We start from the raw sequence: 18,362 nt of genomic DNA, 5'->3' as shown, positions 1-18,362 counted from the left end.
GGCGGGGCTCTTCATTTCAGCCTGAAAGGACTCAGACCTTGCTGCGCTCGAAGCGCTTGCGGTCGTTCTCGTTCAGGTACTTCTTGCGCAGACGGATCGACTTCGGCGTCACCTCCACCAGCTCGTCGTCGGCGATGAATTCCAGCGCCTGCTCGAGGGTGAACTTGATCGGCGGTACCAGGGCGATGACTTCGTCCTTGCCCGAGGCGCGCATGTTGTCGAGCTTCTTGCCCTTGGTGGGGTTGATCACCAGGTCGTTGTCGCGGCTGTTGATGCCGGCCAGCTGGCCTTCGTAGATCTCCTGACCCGGCTCGAGGAACAGCTTGCCGCGTGCCTGCAGGGTCTCCAGCGAGTAGGTCAGCGCGGTGCCGGTGGCCATGGAGACCAGCACGCCGTTCTGCCGGTTGCTGACTTCGCCGGCCTTGATCGCACCGTAGTGGCTGAAGGTCGAGGTGAGGATGCCGCTGCCCGAGGTCAGGGTCAGGAAGTTGTTACGGAAGCCGATCAGGCCGCGCGCCGGGATGGTGTATTCCAGGCGGATACGACCCTTGCCGTCGGGAACCATGTTGGTCAGATCGCCCTTGCGCAGGCCCATCTGCTCCATCACCGAACCCTGGTGCTGTTCTTCGATGTCGATGGTGACGTTCTCGTACGGCTCCTGCTTCTCGCCGGCCTCGTTCTCGATGATCACCACTTCCGGACGGCCGACGGCCAGCTCGAAGCCTTCGCGACGCATGGTCTCGATCAGCACCGACAGGTGCAGCTCGCCACGCCCGGAGACCTTGAACTTCTCCGGGCTGTCGCCCGGCTCGACGCGCAGGGCGACGTTGTGCAGCAGTTCCTTTTCCAGACGGTCCTTGATGTTGCGGCTGGTGACGAACTTGCCTTCCTTGCCGGCGAACGGCGAGTCGTTGACCTGGAAGGTCATGCTCACGGTCGGCTGGTCGACGGTCAGCGGCGGCAGGGCCTCGACGTTGTTCTGGTCGCACAGGGTGTCGGAGATGTACAGCTCGTCCATGCCCGATACGCAGACGATGTCGCCGGCAGTGGCTTCCGGGACTTCGACGCGCTGCAGGCCGGAGTGACCCATGATCTTGAGGATACGGCCGTTGCGCTTCTTGCCGTCGGCGCCGATGGCGGTGACCGGCGTGTTGGCCTTGATGGTGCCGCGGGCGATGCGGCCGATGCCGATCACGCCGAGGAAGCTGTTGTAGTCGAGCTGGGAGATCTGCATCTGGAACGGGCCGTCGACGTCGACGACCGGTGCCGGCACGTGGTCGACGATGGCCTGGAACAGGGCATCCATGTTGTCGTCCATGTTCTCGTGGTCGAGGCCGGCGATGCCGTTCAGGGCACTGGCGTAGACGATCGGGAAGTCCAGCTGCTCGTCGGTGGCGCCGAGGTTGTCGAACAGGTCGAAGATCTGGTCGATGACCCAGTCCGGACGCGCGCCGGGACGGTCGATCTTGTTCACCACGACGATCGGGCGCAGGCCGGCCTTGAACGCCTTCTGGGTGACGAAACGGGTCTGCGGCATCGGGCCGTCCTGGGCGTCGACCACCAGCAGCACGGAATCGACCATGCTCATCACGCGCTCGACTTCACCGCCGAAGTCGGCGTGCCCGGGGGTGTCGACGATGTTGATGTTGTAGTCGCCCCACTTCAGCGCGGTGTTCTTGGCCAGGATGGTGATGCCGCGCTCTTTTTCCTGATCGTTGGAGTCCATCACGCGCTCGTTCTCCGCTTCTTTGCGGTCGAGGGTGCCGGACAGGCGCAGGAGCTTGTCGACGAGGGTGGTCTTGCCATGGTCGACGTGGGCGATGATGGCGATGTTGCGCAGATTTTCGATCACTGTGTGTATCTCGATCAGAGGATTCGGTGTGTCGCCCAGCCTGGACGACGAATATGAAGAAAACGCGATCAGCGGGCTGATCGGTCGGGAGGGCGATGGCGGATACTCCCGCCATTCAACCCCGGCGTTCTATGCCGGACGATAAACGCGCACATTGGCATGCCCCTCGCTCAGCAGGTGGTGGGCATGCAGGCGGCTCATCACGCCCTTGTCGCAATACAGCAGGTACTGGCGATTCTCATCCAGTTCCTTGAACTTGTTGTTCAACGCATAGAACGGCAGCGTCTGCACCTCGACGCCGGGCACCGTGAGCGGCTCGTCCTCGGCGGCATCGGGGTGGCGGATGTCGAGGACGATTTGCCCGGCCAGCGCCTCGGAGACGATCTCGACCTGCACGTCCTTGCCCAGCTCGTCGATCACCCTGTCGATGGGCAACTGGGTGGCACGCTCCAGGGCACGGTCGAGCACCGCCATGTCGAACTGCGCTTCTTCCTTCTCGATGCGATAGCCACGGGCGCGGGTGGTCGGGTTGACCGAGATCACCCCGCAGTACTCGGGCATGTGCTTGGCGAACTCGGCGGTGCCGATGCGCGTGGCGGTGTCGATGATGTCCTGCTTGTGGCTGGCGATCAGCGGGCGCATCACCAGCATGTCGGTGGCCGCGTCGATCACCGCCAGGTTGGTCAGGGTCTGGCTGGAGACCTGGCTGATCGCCTCGCCGGTGACCAGCGCCTCGATCTCCAGGCGTTCGGCGACGCGGGTGGCGGCGCGCAGCATCATGCGCTTGAGGATCACGCCCATCTGGCTGTTGTCGACCTTGGAGAGGATCTCGCCGACCACTTCCTCGAACGGCACGCTGACGAACAGCACGCGCTGCGAACGGCCGAACTTCTGCCACAGATAGTGCGCCACTTCCATCACGCCCAGCTCGTGGGCGCGGCCGCCGAGGTTGAAGAAGCAGAAGTGGCTGACCAGGCCGCGACGCATCATCTGATAAGCGGCGACTGTGGAGTCGAAGCCGCCGCTCATCAGCACCAGGGTCTGCTCCAGCGAGCCGAGCGGGTAGCCACCCAGGCCTTCGTGGCGGTTGTGCACCACGAACAGACGCTGGTCGCGGATCTCCATGCGTACCTCGACCTGCGGCTTCTTCAGGTCGATGCCGGCGGCGCCGCATTCCTGGCGCAGGCGCGAGCCGACATGGCGCTCGACGTCGATGGAGCTGAAAGGATGCTTGCCGCCACGCTTGCAGCGCACGGCGAAGATCTTGCCCGGCAGCTGGTCGGCGTAGTGACGCTTGCAGTGCTCGGTGATGTCGTCCAGATCGCCCAGCGGGTATTCGTTGACCTCGAGGAACAGGCCGATACCCGGCGTGTTGCGCAGGCGCTCGGTCATCTCGGCGAGCAGCTTGGGATCGTCCAGGTCGGTCTCCACCTCGAGGTTGTCCCAGACACCGGTCACCCGCAACTCGGGATCGAGATCGCGCAGCACGGTGCGGATGTTCTTCCCCAACTGGCGGATGAACTGCTTGCGCACCGGGCGACTCTTGATGGTGATTTCCGGGAAAACTTTGACGATCAGCTTCATGAATAAAGCGCCCGAGGAGGCGACGGAAAAACAGGGGCGCGGATTATAGCGGAAATTGTTCAAGCTTTGACCAAAAATACTGCACCCCGCATAGACCGCACCAAATTGGGTCAATCGCTTATTTACAAGCCCTTAATTGGTGCAAATATCTCGACGCCATCGTCCTGCAGGCGGCGCGGCGCCTGAGTTTCCGGGCATTCGTCCATTCCGGGGCACTGGCATGCAATTTGCTCCCTTGTGAGGCAGGTTGCCCTGGAGGACTATCCCGCCGGGCTTCACCGCACATATCGGGGCTCCACGAAGCGAGCCTTTTCCATCTGGAGGACAACATGTCTAAGGCTGTTCAACTGATCAAAGAACACGACGTGAAGTGGGTAGACCTGCGCTTCACCGATACCAAGGGCAAGCAGCACCACGTGACCATGCCGGCCCGTGACGCCCTGGACGAAGATTTCTTCGAGCACGGCAAGATGTTCGATGGCTCGTCCATCCATGGCTGGAAAGGCATCGAAGCCTCCGACATGATCCTGATGCCGGTCGACGAGACCGCCGTACTGGATCCGTTCACCGAAGAGCCGACCCTGATCCTGGTCTGCGACATCATCGAGCCGAGCACCATGCAAGGCTACGACCGCGACCCGCGCTCGATCGCCAAGCGCGCCGAGGAATTCCTCAAGACCACCGGCATCGGCGACACCGTGTTCGTCGGTCCGGAGCCCGAGTTCTTCATCTTCGACGAAGTGAAGTTCAAGTCCGACATTTCCGGCTCGATGTTCAAGATCTACTCCGAGCAGGGCTCCTGGATGACCGACCAGGATGTCGAAGGCGGCAACAAGGGCCACCGTCCGGCCGTCAAGGGCGGTTACTTCCCGGTTCCGCCGTGCGACCACGACCACGAAATCCGTACCGCCATGTGCAACGCCATGGAAGAGATGGGCCTGGTCGTCGAAGTGCACCACCACGAAGTGGCCACTGCCGGTCAGAACGAAATCGGCGTGAAGTTCAATACCCTGGTGGCCAAGGCTGACGAAGTCCAGACCCTGAAGTACTGCGTGCACAACGTCGCCGACGCCTACGGCAAGACCGCTACCTTCATGCCGAAGCCGCTGTACGGCGACAACGGTTCGGGCATGCACGTGCACATGTCGATCTCCAAGGACGGCAAGAACACCTTCGCTGGCGAAGGCTATGCCGGTCTGTCCGAGACCGCCCTGTACTTCATCGGCGGCATCATCAAGCACGGTAAGGCCCTGAACGGCTTCACCAACCCGTCGACCAACTCCTACAAGCGTCTGGTTCCGGGCTTCGAAGCACCGGTCATGCTGGCCTACTCGGCCCGTAACCGCTCCGCCTCGATCCGCATTCCCTACGTTTCCAGCCCGAAAGCCCGCCGCATCGAAGCGCGCTTCCCGGACCCGGCGGCCAACCCCTACCTGTGCTTCGCCGCGCTGCTGATGGCCGGCCTGGACGGCATCCAGAACAAGATCCACCCGGGCGATGCCGCCGACAAGAACCTGTACGACCTGCCGCCGGAAGAAGGCAAGCTGATCCCGCAGGTGTGCGGCAGCCTGAAAGAAGCCCTGGAAGAGCTGGACAAGGGCCGCGCGTTCCTGACCAAGGGCGGCGTGTTCTCCGACGACTTCATCGATGCCTACATCGAGCTGAAGAGCGAAGAAGAAATCAAGGTGCGCACCTTCGTGCACCCGCTGGAATACGACCTGTACTACAGCGTCTAAGCCAGACTCGCGCCGCCCTGTGCGGTGCGCTTCGAAGCCCCGCCCGGCCCTGCCTGGCGGGGCTTTCTTATGCACCGCACATCCAGCGGCCTTGGCCGGCAGGGTGCGCTGCGCGCACCATCGAGCATCACCGCGCTTTATTTGGTGCGCACAGCACACCCTACGGCTCGCATGCGCCGGCTCCGATGGGGAATGCCGCCTCCGCTTTCATCTTGTGCGTCACAGCGCAGCAGTTTTGGCTCCGCAGGGTCCACCGCGCGCACCGACAATCCAAAAACAGGGCGAGGCATTGCTGCGCACACCTAGGCGGCCCCGCGATACCCTACAGAACGCCGCTTTCATCTCACGCATCACAACGCATCAGCGCGGCGCTTGCCAGCACGCCTTGCCGGTGCAAGGCTTAGCGGCATCACCCAGAGGAGACCGGCCATGCGCCCGCTACTCGCTTGCCTGCTGCTCGGCCTGGCCCTGCCGGCGGCCGCACAGATCTACAAGTACACCGACGCCAACGGCAACACGGTGTTCACCAACCAGCCGCCGGACGGCACCGCCGCCGAGAGCATCAACCTGCCGCCGACCAATACGGTGGAAATGCCGACGCCCAGCGCCGTGCCCGCCAGCGAAGAACCAAGCGCCACGCAGGCCGAGGCGCCTTATACGGTGCTCAGCCTGACCGACCTCCCCGACGACGCGGCGCTGCGCGCCAACGACGGCACCTTTAGCGTCGGCGTCGATATCCAGCCGCGCCTGGCCGCCGGCCATCGCCTGCGCCTGCTGCTGGACGGCCAACCCCACGGCCAGCCGAGCAATGTGCCGCGCCTGCAACTGGTCAATGTCGACCGCGGCGAGCACAGCCTGGCCGTAGAGGTACTCAGCGGCGAACGCTCGATCCAGCGCAGTGCGCCGGTGAGCTTCACCGTGCAGCGGGTCAACACCGGCAGCCCGGCGCTGCGACCGCCGCCGGCCACCCCCAAGCCGGGCAACTGAGCCATGCGCCCACTGCTTCTCTGCCTGCTGCTGCTCGCCCAGGGCGCCCTGGCCCAGGTCTACACCTACGTCGACGCCGAAGGGAACCGGGTGTTCACCGACAAGCCGCGCAGCAGCGCCGCGCAGCCGGTCACCCTCGCTCCCTCCAACAGCGTGCAGCTCGGCCAGCCGGGCCGCGCGCCGAGCGCCGCCGCTCCGGCGGCGGTGAGCAAGATGGCCATCCACTACCAGTTGCTGCGCATCCTCGTGCCGGAGCCCGATGCCTCGATCCACAATGCCTCGGGCGATCTGATAGTCACCGCGACCAGCGATCCCGGCCTGCTGCCGGGGCACAGCTACCGCCTGCTGCTCGACGGCCAGGTGCAGGGCGAGCCGAGCCGCAGCCCGGTGTTTCCGCTACAGCACGTCGACCGCGGCACCCACACGCTGGCCGTGGAGATCATCGACGCCGCCGGCCTCACCGTGGAGCGCACGCCGGCCCAGCCCTTCCACATGCACCGCATCTCGCTGGCGCAGAAGCGCAAGATCCGCCCCTGCACGAAGGACGACTACGGCGTGCGCCCCGAATGCCCGCTGAAGGACAAGCCCAAGGAAAAGGCCAGTATCCTGCCCTTCCTCTGACCACCATTGCACCTTAATGGTGCAATGGTGCGCACCACCTCCTATGCTGTCCCCGTTTTGGGTCGCATTTCTCCGCCTCGCTGCGCCGCCACACGGCCGAAAGCCGCCCGGCCGCACAAATCATGCGTCTTTTCGGGGCCTTGGTTTGCTTCTTGCATTTTCCTGCCCATTGCCGGAACGCGCTGCCTATGACCATCAATGACGCTCTGCACCGTCTGCTCCTCGACAACCTGACCACCGCCACCCTGCTGCTCGATAGCCAGTTGTGCCTCGAGTACATGAACCCGGCGGCGGAAATGCTCCTGGCCGTCAGCGGCCAGCGCAGCCACGGCCAGTTCATCAGCGAGCTGTTCACCGAATCGCCCGAGGCGCTGTCGTCCCTGCGCCAGGCGGTGGAACAGGCGCACCCGTTCAACAAGCGCGAAGCGGTGCTGACCTCGGTCACCGGCCAGACCCTGACCGTCGACTACGCCGTCACCCCGCTGCTCAACCGCGGCCAGACCCTGCTGCTGCTGGAAGTGCACCCGCGCGACCGCCTGCTGCGCATCACCAAGGAAGAGGCGCAGCTGTCCAAGCAGGAGACCACCAAGCTGCTGGTGCGCGGCCTGGCCCACGAGATCAAGAATCCGCTCGGCGGCATTCGCGGCGCGGCGCAGTTGCTCGCCCGCGAGCTGCCGGAAGAACATCTGAAGGACTACACCAACGTCATCATCGAGGAGGCAGACCGGCTGAGAAATCTCGTCGACCGCATGCTCGGCTCGAACAAGCTGCCGTCGCTGGCGATGACCAATATCCACGAGGTGCTGGAGCGCGTCGCCAACCTGATCGAGGCGGAAAGCCAGGGCGGCATCACCTTGGTGCGCGACTACGACCCGAGTATCCCCGACCTGCTGATCGACCGTGAGCAGATGATCCAGGCAGTGCTCAATATCGTGCGCAACGCCATGCAGGCCATCGCCGCGCAGAAGCACGACATGGGCCTGGGCCGCATCACCCTGCGCAGCCGTACCCTGCGCCAGTTCACCATCGGCCACACCCGCCACCGCTTGGTGGTCAAGGTGGAGATCATCGACAACGGCCCGGGCATCCCCGCCGAGCTGCAGGAAACCATCTTCTACCCCATGGTCAGCGGGCGTGCCGACGGCACCGGCCTGGGCCTGGCCATCACCCAGAACATCATCAGTCAGCACCAGGGCCTGATCGAGTGCGAAAGCCACCCCGGCCACACCGTGTTCTCGATCTTCCTGCCGCTGGAACAAGGAGCGACCTCGCCATGAGCCGTAGTGAAACCGTCTGGATAGTCGATGACGACCGTTCCATCCGCTGGGTGCTGGAGAAGGCCCTGCAGCAGGAAGGCATGACCACCCAGAGTTTCGACAGCGCCGACGGCGTGCTCGCCCGCCTGACCCGCCAGCAGCCGGACGTGATCATCTCCGACATCCGCATGCCCGGCGCCAGCGGCCTCGACCTGCTGGCGCGGATCCGCGAGCTCTACCCGCGCCTGCCGGTGATCATCATGACCGCCCATTCGGACCTCGACAGCGCGGTGGCCAGCTATCAGGGCGGCGCCTTCGAGTACCTGCCCAAGCCGTTCGACGTCGACGAGGCGGTCTCGCTGGTCAAGCGCGCCTTCCAGCACGCCCAGGAACAGCAGAGCCTGGCCGCACCCGCCACCCAGGCGCGCACCCCGGAGATCATCGGCGAGGCGCCGGCTATGCAGGAGGTGTTCCGCGCCATCGGCCGCCTCAGCCACTCCAATATCACCGTGCTGATCAACGGCGAATCCGGTACGGGCAAGGAGCTGGTGGCCCATGCCCTGCACCGCCACAGCCCGCGCGCCGCCTCGCCGTTTATCGCGCTGAACATGGCGGCGATTCCGAAAGACCTGATGGAATCGGAGCTGTTCGGCCACGAGAAGGGCGCCTTCACCGGCGCCGCCAACCAGCGCCGCGGCCGCTTCGAGCAGGCCGACGGCGGTACCCTGTTCCTCGACGAGATCGGCGACATGCCGGCCGACACCCAGACCCGCCTGCTGCGCGTGCTGGCCGACGGCGAGTTCTACCGGGTCGGCGGGCATACCCCGGTGAAGGTGGACGTGCGCATCATCGCCGCCACCCACCAGAACCTGGAAACCCTGGTGCAGGCCGGCAAGTTCCGCGAAGACCTGTTCCACCGCCTCAACGTCATCCGCATCCATATCCCGCGCCTGGCCGACCGCCGCGAGGACATCCCGACCCTGGCCAACCACTTCCTCGCCCGCGCCGCCCAGGAGCTGTCGGTCGAGCCCAAGCTGCTCAAGAACGAGACCGAGGACTACCTCAAGCACCTGCCCTGGCCGGGCAACGTGCGCCAACTGGAGAATACCTGCCGCTGGATCACCGTGATGGCCTCGGGGCGCGAGGTGCATGTCGACGACCTGCCGCCGGAGTTGCTGACCCAGCCTCAGGATGTCGCCCCGGTGACCAACTGGGAGCAAGCCCTGCGCCTGTGGGCCGACCAGGCCCTGGCGCGCGGCCAGTCCAACCTGCTCGACAGCGCCGTGCCGGCATTCGAGCGGATCATGATCGAGACCGCGCTCAAGCACACCGCCGGCCGCCGGCGCGACGCCGCCCTGCTGCTGGGCTGGGGCCGCAACACCTTGACGCGCAAGATCAAGGAACTGGGCATGAAGGTCGACGGCGCGGACGACGACGACAACGACGATTGAGTCCGTAGGGTGGATCGCGCTTCACCGATCCACCACTTTGGCGGCTGTAAAAAGCGATATCCACCCCAGGCGCGGAAATCTTCGCTGCGCACGGCGCACCCTAGGGAGCGGCGCCCCCGTAGGGTGCGCCGCGCGCACCGACCGCCACGGTGCGGGTACGCTCACCCGCGCTGCGCGTTCTTGAGCGAAATCTGCGTATTCAGCGTCCAGAAGTCGTAGAGCACGCCGAGCAGGAACAGGCCGCCGGTCAGCAGGTAGAGGATCCCGGTGAGCCACTTGCCCTGGTACATGCGGTGCACGCCGAAGATGCCGAGGAAGGTCAGCAGGATCCAGGCGACGTTGTAGTCGACGTCGCCGGCGGTGAAGCGCAGGTCCGCCTCACGGTCCATGGACGGGATCAGGAACAGGTCGATGATCCAGCCGATGAACAGCAGGCCGAGGGTGAAGAACCAGATGGTGCCGGTCACCGGCTTGCCGTAGTAGAAACGGTGCGAACCGAGGAAGCCGAAGATCCACAGCAGGTAGCCGATCAGCTTGCTGTGGGTGTCCTGTCGCTGCATGACGAACTCCTTGTGGGTGAACTTTTCAGACGCTCCACGGCGGACAGGGTTGCGTCCCTGTGACGCGGCGAAAGCGGTACGGCCGGCATCGAGCCGGCCGCCGGGGATTTAGCGGAAGCGCCGCCCCGGGTCTTCTTCGCTGACTTCCAGCGACAGCCCCTGGGACATGCTGGTCAGGTGATCGCCGTCGGTCTCCGAGCCGAGCTTGATCATCAGGCGCAGGTCGTTGGCCGAGTCGGCGTAGAGCAGCGCGTCCTCATAGGTGATCTCGCCCTGGCTGTAGAGGTTGTACAGCGCCTGGTCGAAGGTCTGCATGCCCTGCTCGGTGGAACGCTTCATCAGGCCCTTGAGCTCGTGCACCTCGCCCTTGCGGATCAGGTCGGCGGCCAGCGGGGTGTTGATCAGCACCTCGATCACCGCGCGGCGGCCCTTGCCGTCCGGGGTCGGCACCAGTTGCTGGGCGACGATGGCCTTGAGGTTGAGTGACAGGTCCATCCACACCTGGTTGTGCCGATCCGGCGGGAAGAAGTTGATGATGCGGTCCAGCGCCTGGTTGGCGTTGTTGGCGTGCAGGGTGGCCAGGCACAGGTGTCCGGTTTCGGCGAAGGCCACGGCGTGGTCCATGGTCTCGCGGGTGCGCACCTCGCCGATCAGGATCACGTCCGGCGCCTGGCGCAGGGTATTCTTCAGCGCCACCTCGAAGGACTCGGTGTCGATGCCCACCTCGCGTTGGGTGACGATGCAGTTCTGGTGCTGGTGAATGTATTCGATCGGGTCTTCGATGGAGATGATGTGGCCGCTGCTGTTCTTGTTGCGGTAGCCGATCATCGCCGCCAACGAGGTGGACTTACCGGTACCGGTGGCACCGACGAACAGCACCAGGCCGCGCTTGGTCAGCGCCAGCTTCTTGAGGATCTCCGGCAGCTTGAGATCATCGATGGTCGGGATGTTGGTCTCGATGCGGCGCAGCACCATGCCCACCAGGTTGCGCTGGTAGAAGGCGCTGACGCGGAAGCGACCGATGCCACGGGCGCTGATGGCGAAGTTGCACTCGTGGTTCTCGGCGAAGTCGCGGCGCTGCGCCTCGTTCATCACGCCGAGCACGGTTTCGCGGGTCTGCTCCGGCGACATGGGGTTCTTGGTCACCGGCATGATCTTGCCGTTGACCTTCATCGACGGCGGCACGCCGGCAGTGATGAACAGGTCGGAGCCGCCCTTTTCGACCATCAGACGCAACAGTTTTTCGAATTCCATCGTCGGTTTCGCTCATCAACGACACGCCCTGTGGCTCGGACGGCCCCACTGCGGAGCCCGGCGACTGCTGGCGTGCGGTGCAGTCGCTGCGCCGGGTTTAGAAGCTTTCCGGGCTCTTGGCCTTCTCGCGCGCGTTGTCGCGGCTGACCAGGCCCTTGGCGACCAGGGTCTTGAGACAGGCGTCGAGGGTCTGCATGCCCAGCGAGCCGCCGGTCTGGATCGCCGAATACATCTGCGCCACCTTGTCCTCGCGGATCAGGTTACGGATCGCCGGGGTACCGATCATGATCTCGTGGGCCGCCACCCGGCCGCCGCCGATCTTCTTCAGCAGGGTCTGCGAGATCACTGCCTGCAGCGATTCGGAGAGCATCGAACGGACCATGGATTTTTCTTCGGCGGGGAACACGTCGACCACCCGGTCGATGGTCTTCGCCGCGCTGGTGGTGTGCAGGGTGCCGAACACCAGGTGACCGGTTTCCGCGGCGGTCAGCGCCAGGCGGATGGTCTCCAGGTCACGCATCTCGCCCACCAGGATGATGTCCGGGTCCTCGCGCAGGGCCGAGCGCAGGGCTTCGGAGAAGCCGTGGGTGTCGCGGTGCACCTCGCGCTGGTTGACCAGGCACTTCTTCGACTCGTGGACGAATTCGATGGGGTCCTCGATGGTGAGGATATGGTGATACTTGTTGCTGTTGAGGTAGTCGAGCATCGCCGCCAGGGTGGTCGACTTGCCCGAGCCGGTGGGGCCGGTGACCAGCACCAGGCCGCGCGGCACGTCGGTGATCTTGCGGAACACCTCGCCCATGCCAAGCTCCTCCATGGTCAGCACCTTGGACGGAATGGTCCGGAACACCGCACCGGCGCCGCGGTTCTGGTTGAAGGCGTTGACCCGGAAGCGCGCCACGCCCGGCACCTCGAAGGAGAAGTCGGTCTCGAGGAACTCTTCGAAGTCCTTGCGCTGCTTGTCGTTCATGATGTCGTAGATCAGCGCATGCACCTGCTTGTGGTCCAGTGGAGGCAGGTTGATGCGGCGCACGTCGCCGTCGACGCGGATCATCGGTGGCAGGCCGGCCGAGAGGTGCAAATCCGACGCGCCTTGCTTGGCGCTGAAGGCAAGCAGCTCGGTAATATCCATGGGACTCCCCAATTACAAGCAAGCAGGTAGAATGCCGCGAACCCTTGAACGGCCGGGCTGGTAGAGCGCAGGTAATGTCCACGATAGCAGAGAATATTGCAAAGGTCGGAGCGCGCATCCGTGAGGCGGCGCAAGCCTCGCAGCGCAATCCGCGGGATATCGGCCTGCTCGCGGTGAGCAAGACCAAGCCCGCCGCAGCCATCCGCGAGGCGCATGCCGCCGGCCTGCGCGACTTCGGCGAGAACTACCTGCAGGAGGCGCTGGACAAGCAGGCCGAGCTGGCCGAGCTGGACCTCTGCTGGCACTTTATCGGCCCCATCCAGTCCAACAAGACCCGCCCGATCGCCGAGCATTTCGCCTGGGTGCATTCGGTGGACCGCCTGAAGATCGCCCAGCGCCTGTCCGACCAGCGTCCGCCGCACTTGCCGCCGCTCAACATCTGCCTGCAGGTCAACGTAAGCGCCGAGGACAGCAAGTCCGGCTGCAGCGCCGAGGAGTTGCCGGCGCTGGCCAAGGCGGTCGCCGCCCTGCCCAACCTGCGCCTGCGCGGGCTGATGGCGATTCCCGAACCCACCGACGACATCGCCGCCCAGCATCTCGCCTTCGCCCGCCTGCGCCACTTGCGCGACGATCTGGCGCTGGATCTCGATACCCTGTCCATGGGCATGAGTCACGACCTGGAGGCCGCCATCGCCGAGGGCGCCACCTGGGTGCGCATCGGCACCGCGCTGTTCGGCGCCCGCGACTATGGTCAACCCGCCCACTTATAAGGAAGCCACCGCATGAGCAACCCGATCATCGCCTTCGTCGGCGCCGGCAACATGGCCGCCAGCCTGATCGGCGGCCTGCGCGCGCAGGGCATCGCCGCCAGCTCCATCCGCGCCAGCGAGCCGAACGCCGAGCAACGCCAGCGCCTGCACGCCGAACACGGCTTCGCCCTGTTCGAAGACAATGCCGAGGCGATCGAAGGCGCCGAGCTGATCGTCCTGGCGGTCAAGCCGCAGGTGATGAAGGCGGTGTGCCTGGCGCTGGCGCCGCACCTACAGCCCGGCCAGGTGATCGTCTCCATCGCCGCCGGCATCGGCTGCGCCAGCCTGGAGCGCTGGCTGGGCCAGCGGCCGATAGTGCGCTGCATGCCCAATACTCCGGCGCTGCTGCGCCAGGGCGTCTCCGGGCTGTACGCCAACGCCCGGGTCAGCGCCGCGCAGAAGGCCCAGGCCGAACAGCTGCTGAGCGCGGTGGGCCTGGCCCTGTGGCTGGACGACGAGGCGCAGCTCGACGCGGTGACCGCCGTCTCCGGCAGCGGCCCGGCCTATTTCTTCCTGCTGATCGAGGCGATGACCGCCGCCGGCGAGCGGCTCGGCCTGCCGCGTGAGACCGCCGCGCGCCTGAGCATTCACACCGCCCTCGGCGCCGCGCGCATGGCCAACGAGAGCGAGGTGGATGCCGCCGAACTGCGTCGCCGCGTCACCTCGCCGAACGGCACCACCGAAGCGGCGATCAAGACGTTCCAGGCCGGCGGTTTCGAGGCACTGGTGCAACAGGCACTGAATGCCGCCGCCAACCGTTCGGCCGAGCTGGCCGAACAACTGGGTCAATAAGGAGTTTGCATGTCCGGATTCATCGAAGCCCTCATCTACATCATCCAGACCCTCGGCAGCCTGTACCTGCTGATCGTGCTGCTGCGCTTCATCCTGCAACTGGTGCGCGCCGACTTCTACAACCCGCTCAGCCAGTTCATCGTCAAGGCCACCCAGCCGCTGCTGACCCCGCTGCGCCGGGTGATTCCCGGCGTCGCCGGGTTGGATCTGGCCTCGCTGGTGCTGGCCATCCTGGTCCAGCTGCTGCTGATGATCGTCACCCTGACACTGATGGGCTACAACGTCGGCGGCTTCATCCTGCAGCTGCTGGTGTGGTCGGTGATCGGCGTGACCTCGCTGTTCCTCAAGGTGTTCTTCTTCGCCCTGATCGTCAGCGTGATCCTCTCCTGGGTCGCGCCCGGCAGCTACAACCCCGGCGCGCAACTGGTCAACCAGATCTGCGAACCGCTGCTGACGCCGTTCCGCAAGCTGCTGCCGAACCTCGGCGGCCTGGATATCTCGCCGATCTTCGCCTTTATCGCGATCAACCTGATCGACCGTTTCGTCATCGGCAACCTGGCCGTCATGACCGGCCTGCCGCCAATGCTCAGCCCCTTCCTGTGAGATGAGCTACTACCGCTGGGACGGCGACGACCTGATCCTCGACTGCCATCTGCAGCCCAAGGCGAGCAAGGACGAGTTCGCCGGGCTGCATGGCGAGCGGCTGAAGATCCGCCTGACCGCGCCGCCCATCGAAGGCAAGGCCAACGCCCAGCTGCAGGCCTTCCTGGCCAAGGCCTTCGGCGTGGCGAAGAGCCAGGTGAGCCTGGAAAGCGGCGAGCTGAACCGGCAGAAACGCCTGCGCATCCGTACCCCGCAATGCCTGCCGGCGTTGCCGGGGCTGCAACGCCCTTGAGCGGGCGACCCGCTTGCCGCGACCGCTCGCGCCCGCTACCCGACCATAAGGCGGGACTGTGACGCGGGCCGATTGACGCTCGGCGCCGCGCTCGCATAATGCGATACATTCTCGCGGCGCCGCGCGTCCTCACGGCATCCCCACGCGAAACGGTGAACGGGCACCCACGCCCCCAACAAGCAGGGCCCTGTACCTTGCGCAGAGGAGAGTCGGGATGAGCATGGAACGTCTCAGCCAGCAGGTCGATGCCTACGTCGCCTGGAAGCGCGAGCTGATGCGCGAGATCACCCGCTACCGCAGTTGGCTGGAGCACAACCGGCTCAACAGCGAGACGCTGCAGGCCAGGCTCGAGCGCGCGCTCAGGCTGCTGCGCACCGACCATATCACCCTGGCCTTCGTCGGCGAGTTCTCGCGCGGCAAGACCGAGCTGATCAACAGCCTGTTCTTCTCCGAATACGGCCAGCGCATGCTGCCGTCGCAGGCCGGGCGCACCACCATGTGCCCCACCGAGCTGTTCTTCGACCCGCGCTCGGAACGCTCCTACATCCGCCTGCTGCCGATCGAGACGCGCACCGCCTCGGCCAGCGTCGCCCAGTTCAAGCGCATTCCCCGGCACTGGGTGAACATCCCGCTGGACACCAGCGACCCGGCCAACATGGCCCTGGCCTTCGCCCAGGTGGCCAAGACCAAGCCGATGCCGGTGGAGCAGGCGATCCAGCTCGGCTTCCACCCGGACATGCTCGAAGGCACCGGCAAGCGCGGCCAGGTGCTGGTGCCGGCCTGGCGCCACGCCATGGTCAACTTCGACCACCCGCTGCTGCGCCAGGGCCTGCGCATTCTCGACACCCCGGGGCTGAACGCCCTCGGCAGCGAGCCGGAACTGACCCTGTCGATGCTGCCCAGCGCCCAGGCGATCGTCTTCCTGCTGGCCACCGACACCGGCGTCACCGCCAGCGACCTGAGCATCTGGCAGCAGCATATCCGCCAGCTCGACGAAGACACCCAGACCTGCCTGTTCGCCGTGCTCAACAAGATCGACGTGCTGTGGGACGACCTGGCCGGCGAGGCCTTCGTGCAGAACGCCATCGCCCGGATCCAGGCCACCACCGCCCGCCACCTGGGCATCGCCACGGACGAGGTGCTGCCGCTGTCGGCCAAGCAGGCGCTGCTGGCCAAGGTGCGCAAGGACGAAGCGCTGCTGGCGCGCAGCCAGATGGCCGACCTCGAGACCCTGCTCTGCGAACGCATCGTCGGGCAGAAGGAACGCCTGATCGAAGACCGCGTGGTGCGCCAGGTGCTGGCCCTGCTCAACAACAGCCAGCACGTGCTGGGCCTGCGCCTGGAGAAGGTCGGCGAACAGCTCGCCCTGCTCGCCAACCATCAGCAGGACAACGGCCAGCTGCTGTTCGAACTGACCGCCAGGACCAAAGAAGACCACAGCCTGCACCACAAGCGCCTGCTCGGCCTGAAGACCAACCAGCGCCTGCTCCAGCGCCAGGGCCAGCTGCTGCGCCAGGCCGCTCGCGCCGAGCGGCTGGACGAACACCTGAGCCGGGTGCGGCGCAACCTCACCGGCAGCTGGACGACCCTGGGCATCAACCAGGCCATCCTGCACTTCTTCCGCGCCGTGGAGCACGACATGCACGGCCTGCAGCACGAGGCCGAGACGGCCAACCGGATGGTCGCCGCCATCTACCGCCGGCACAACGAAGAGAACCCGCTGAACGGCGTCGACGCGCCGCAGTTCCAGATCCAGCGTTACCTGCGCGAGCTGAAGAAGCTGCAGATCAAGGGCGACCAGTTCCGCCTGCACGTGAAAACCCTGCTCACCGAGCAGCGCAGCCTGACCCGGCGCTTCTTCGCCACCCTCGCCCGCGAGGTGGTCGGCCTGCACCAGCGCCTGCGCCGGGACGCCGAGCAGTGGGCGGTCGATGCCCTGATGCCGCTGCTGCAGCACAGCCTGGAACACAAGCAGATGCTGGAAAGCCACATGCTGCGCCTGAAGGCGCTGGCCCAGGAAACCCAGCAGACGCGCAGGCGCAGCCAGCAACTGGCGCACTATAAGGAAGAGCTGGAACAGCAGCTGGCCCAGGCCGCCGACATGCTGCGCATCCTGCGCCGCCCAGCGCCAGTGCAGCGCCAGGGCAAGGTGGTCAGCCTGCCCTCGGCGATAGGCGCCCAGGCCGGCGGCGAATAGCCGCGAACGGTTGCCAGGCCGGGCGCCGGCTCGCTTGCCGCTGGGGGCGGTGCTCTTTAGACTGGCGCCCTCCTCCGATTCGATAGCAGCGCCTCCATGCCCACTGCCTTTCCCGAAGACTCCGTCGGCCTGGTCAGCCCCCAGGTGCAGCGCTTCAGCGAGCCGCTGGCGCTGGCCTGCGGACGCAGCCTGGCCGAGTACGAACTGGTCGTCGAAACCTACGGCGAACTGAACGCCGCGCGCAGCAACGCGGTGCTGATCTGTCACGCCCTGTCCGGCCACCACCACGCCGCCGGCTACCACAGCCCGGACGACCGCAAGCCCGGCTGGTGGGACAGCTGCATCGGCCCCGGCAAGCCGATCGACACGCGCAAGTTCTTCGTCGTCAGCCTCAACAACCTCGGTGGCTGCAACGGCTCCACCGGCCCGGGCAGCGCCAACCCGGCCACCGGCAAGCCCTACGGCGCCGACTTCCCGGTGATGACAGTGGAAGACTGGGTGCACAGCCAGGCGCGCCTGGCCGACCGCCTGGGCATCGAGCGCTGGGCCGCGGTGATCGGCGGCAGCCTCGGCGGCATGCAGGCACTGCAGTGGAGCATCAGCTATCCCGAGCGCGTGCGCCACTGCCTGGCGATCGCCTCGGCGCCCAAGCTGTCGGCGCAGAACATCGCCTTCAACGAAGTGGCGCGCCAGGCCATCCTCACCGATCCGGAGTTCCATGGCGGCCATTTCATCGAACAGGGCGTGGTGCCCAAGCGCGGCCTGATGCTGGCGCGCATGGTCGGCCACATCACCTACCTGTCCGACGACGCCATGGGCGAGAAATTCGGCCGCGGCCTGAAGAGCGAGAAGCTCAACTACGACTTCCACAGCGTCGAGTTCCAGGTCGAGAGCTACCTGCGCTACCAGGGCGAGGAGTTCTCCGGACGCTTCGACGCCAACACCTACCTGCTGATGACCAAGGCGCTGGACTACTTCGACCCGGCCGCCGCCCATGACGGCGACCTGGCCAAGACCCTGGCCGCGGCCCAGGCCGATTTCTGCGTGATGTCCTTCACCACCGACTGGCGCTTCTCCCCGGCCCGCTCGCGGGAGATAGTCGATGCGCTATTGGCCGCCAAGAAGAACGTCTGCTACCTGGAGATCGACGCGCCGCAGGGGCATGACGCCTTTCTCATGCCGATCCCGCGCTACCTGCAGGCATTCGGCAGCTACATGAAGCGGATCGAGGTGTGA

General features: G+C 65.6%; 16 protein-coding genes. 11 read left to right on the top strand and 5 right to left on the bottom strand.

Features of this window, described 5'->3' with window-relative positions:
- Window positions 1–31 precede the first annotated feature (31 nt).
- Together typA and thiI are read right to left on the bottom strand one after the other, a co-directional pair.
- The gene (typA, locus tag ACUTAF_RS23165; protein WP_445582167.1) at window positions 32–1,852 is read right to left on the bottom strand and encodes a translational GTPase TypA; all 1,821 of its coding nucleotides are present in this window, start codon (window positions 1,850–1,852) and stop codon (window positions 32–34) included.
- Between the two features lie 129 nt (window positions 1,853–1,981).
- A complete protein-coding gene (thiI, locus tag ACUTAF_RS23160; protein WP_445582166.1) occupies window positions 1,982–3,436 on the bottom strand; it encodes a tRNA uracil 4-sulfurtransferase ThiI in 1,455 nt (484 codons plus the stop codon).
- Window positions 3,437–3,765: 329 nt separating this feature from the next.
- Here thiI and glnA point away from each other — a divergent pair, with 329 nt between their 5' ends.
- The 5 genes from glnA (at window position 3,766) to ntrC (ending at window position 9,487) form a co-directional block, all read left to right on the top strand.
- A complete protein-coding gene (gene glnA, locus ACUTAF_RS23155) occupies window positions 3,766–5,172 on the top strand; it encodes a glutamate--ammonia ligase (protein WP_445582165.1) in 1,407 nt (468 codons plus the stop codon).
- Between the two features lie 429 nt (window positions 5,173–5,601).
- Complete coding sequence (locus tag ACUTAF_RS23150) at window positions 5,602–6,159, top strand: DUF4124 domain-containing protein (RefSeq protein ID WP_445582164.1); 558 nt, start codon at window positions 5,602–5,604, stop codon at window positions 6,157–6,159.
- Window positions 6,160–6,162: 3 nt separating this feature from the next.
- Window positions 6,163–6,780 (top strand): DUF4124 domain-containing protein, encoded by a 618-nt coding sequence (locus ACUTAF_RS23145; protein WP_445582163.1) that lies wholly within the window; start codon window positions 6,163–6,165, stop codon window positions 6,778–6,780.
- 188 nt (window positions 6,781–6,968) lie between these two features.
- Complete coding sequence (glnL, locus tag ACUTAF_RS23140) at window positions 6,969–8,057, top strand: nitrogen regulation protein NR(II) (protein ID WP_445582162.1); 1,089 nt, start codon at window positions 6,969–6,971, stop codon at window positions 8,055–8,057.
- Complete coding sequence (ntrC, locus tag ACUTAF_RS23135) at window positions 8,054–9,487, top strand: nitrogen regulation protein NR(I) (protein ID WP_445582161.1); 1,434 nt, start codon at window positions 8,054–8,056, stop codon at window positions 9,485–9,487. The genes glnL and ntrC overlap by 4 nt, the downstream gene beginning before the upstream one ends.
- 161 nt (window positions 9,488–9,648) lie before the next feature.
- Here the strand turns inward: ntrC and ACUTAF_RS23130 are convergent, their stop codons facing one another.
- The 3 genes from ACUTAF_RS23130 to pilT all read right to left on the bottom strand — a co-directional run bounded on the left by ACUTAF_RS23130 (window position 9,649) and on the right by pilT (window position 12,433).
- On the bottom strand, window positions 9,649–10,047 hold the full coding sequence (locus ACUTAF_RS23130) for a TM2 domain-containing protein (RefSeq protein ID WP_445582160.1): 399 nt from the start codon (window positions 10,045–10,047) through the stop codon (window positions 9,649–9,651).
- A gap of 108 nt (window positions 10,048–10,155) precedes the next feature.
- Entirely contained in the window at window positions 10,156–11,301 is a 1,146-nt protein-coding gene (locus ACUTAF_RS23125; protein ID WP_445582159.1) for a PilT/PilU family type 4a pilus ATPase, read from the bottom strand.
- A gap of 97 nt (window positions 11,302–11,398) precedes the next feature.
- On the bottom strand, window positions 11,399–12,433 hold the full coding sequence (gene pilT, locus ACUTAF_RS23120; RefSeq protein WP_445582158.1) for a type IV pilus twitching motility protein PilT: 1,035 nt from the start codon (window positions 12,431–12,433) through the stop codon (window positions 11,399–11,401).
- A 74-nt stretch (window positions 12,434–12,507) separates the two neighbouring features.
- On the opposite strand from pilT, the gene ACUTAF_RS23115 reads away from it, so the two are divergent.
- The 6 genes from ACUTAF_RS23115 to metX all read left to right on the top strand — a co-directional run bounded on the left by ACUTAF_RS23115 (window position 12,508) and on the right by metX (window position 18,362).
- Window positions 12,508–13,203: a YggS family pyridoxal phosphate-dependent enzyme gene (locus ACUTAF_RS23115; RefSeq protein ID WP_445582157.1), complete on the top strand. Its 696-nt coding sequence runs from the start codon at window positions 12,508–12,510 to the stop codon at window positions 13,201–13,203.
- A gap of 12 nt (window positions 13,204–13,215) precedes the next feature.
- Window positions 13,216–14,034 (top strand): pyrroline-5-carboxylate reductase, encoded by an 819-nt coding sequence (proC, locus tag ACUTAF_RS23110; protein ID WP_445582156.1) that lies wholly within the window; start codon window positions 13,216–13,218, stop codon window positions 14,032–14,034.
- A gap of 9 nt (window positions 14,035–14,043) precedes the next feature.
- Window positions 14,044–14,637: a YggT family protein gene (locus tag ACUTAF_RS23105; protein WP_445582155.1), complete on the top strand. Its 594-nt coding sequence runs from the start codon at window positions 14,044–14,046 to the stop codon at window positions 14,635–14,637.
- 1 nt (window position 14,638) lies between these two features.
- Window positions 14,639–14,929 (top strand): DUF167 domain-containing protein, encoded by a 291-nt coding sequence (locus ACUTAF_RS23100; protein WP_445582154.1) that lies wholly within the window; start codon window positions 14,639–14,641, stop codon window positions 14,927–14,929.
- Between the two features lie 214 nt (window positions 14,930–15,143).
- A complete protein-coding gene (locus ACUTAF_RS23095; protein WP_445582153.1) occupies window positions 15,144–17,126 on the top strand; it encodes a dynamin family protein in 1,983 nt (660 codons plus the stop codon).
- A 96-nt stretch (window positions 17,127–17,222) separates the two neighbouring features.
- Window positions 17,223–18,362 (top strand): homoserine O-succinyltransferase MetX, encoded by a 1,140-nt coding sequence (gene metX, locus ACUTAF_RS23090; RefSeq protein ID WP_445582152.1) that lies wholly within the window; start codon window positions 17,223–17,225, stop codon window positions 18,360–18,362.

The organism is Pseudomonas sp. SP16.1, from assembly GCF_052682975.1.
This window is presented reverse-complemented; position numbering and strand designations above follow the sequence as displayed.

Bases quoted from the DNA above. Each gene is read 5' to 3' on its own strand.
- thiI (WP_445582166.1), bottom strand. From the start codon at position 3,436: ATGAAGCTGATCGTCAAAGTTTTCCCGGAAATCACCATCAAGAGTCGC.
- glnA (WP_445582165.1), top strand. From the start codon at position 3,766: ATGTCTAAGGCTGTTCAACTGATCAAAGAACACGACGTGAAGTGGGTA.
- ACUTAF_RS23150 (WP_445582164.1), top strand. From the start codon at position 5,602: ATGCGCCCGCTACTCGCTTGCCTGCTGCTCGGCCTGGCCCTGCCGGCG.
- ACUTAF_RS23145 (WP_445582163.1), top strand. From the start codon at position 6,163: ATGCGCCCACTGCTTCTCTGCCTGCTGCTGCTCGCCCAGGGCGCCCTG.
- glnL (WP_445582162.1), top strand. From the start codon at position 6,969: ATGACCATCAATGACGCTCTGCACCGTCTGCTCCTCGACAACCTGACC.
- ntrC (WP_445582161.1), top strand. From the start codon at position 8,054: ATGAGCCGTAGTGAAACCGTCTGGATAGTCGATGACGACCGTTCCATC.
- ACUTAF_RS23130 (WP_445582160.1), bottom strand. From the start codon at position 10,047: ATGCAGCGACAGGACACCCACAGCAAGCTGATCGGCTACCTGCTGTGG.
- ACUTAF_RS23125 (WP_445582159.1), bottom strand. From the start codon at position 11,301: ATGGAATTCGAAAAACTGTTGCGTCTGATGGTCGAAAAGGGCGGCTCC.
- pilT (WP_445582158.1), bottom strand. From the start codon at position 12,433: ATGGATATTACCGAGCTGCTTGCCTTCAGCGCCAAGCAAGGCGCGTCG.
- ACUTAF_RS23115 (WP_445582157.1), top strand. From the start codon at position 12,508: ATGTCCACGATAGCAGAGAATATTGCAAAGGTCGGAGCGCGCATCCGT.
- proC (WP_445582156.1), top strand. From the start codon at position 13,216: ATGAGCAACCCGATCATCGCCTTCGTCGGCGCCGGCAACATGGCCGCC.
- ACUTAF_RS23105 (WP_445582155.1), top strand. From the start codon at position 14,044: ATGTCCGGATTCATCGAAGCCCTCATCTACATCATCCAGACCCTCGGC.
- ACUTAF_RS23100 (WP_445582154.1), top strand. From the start codon at position 14,639: ATGAGCTACTACCGCTGGGACGGCGACGACCTGATCCTCGACTGCCAT.
- ACUTAF_RS23095 (WP_445582153.1), top strand. From the start codon at position 15,144: ATGAGCATGGAACGTCTCAGCCAGCAGGTCGATGCCTACGTCGCCTGG.
- metX (WP_445582152.1), top strand. From the start codon at position 17,223: ATGCCCACTGCCTTTCCCGAAGACTCCGTCGGCCTGGTCAGCCCCCAG.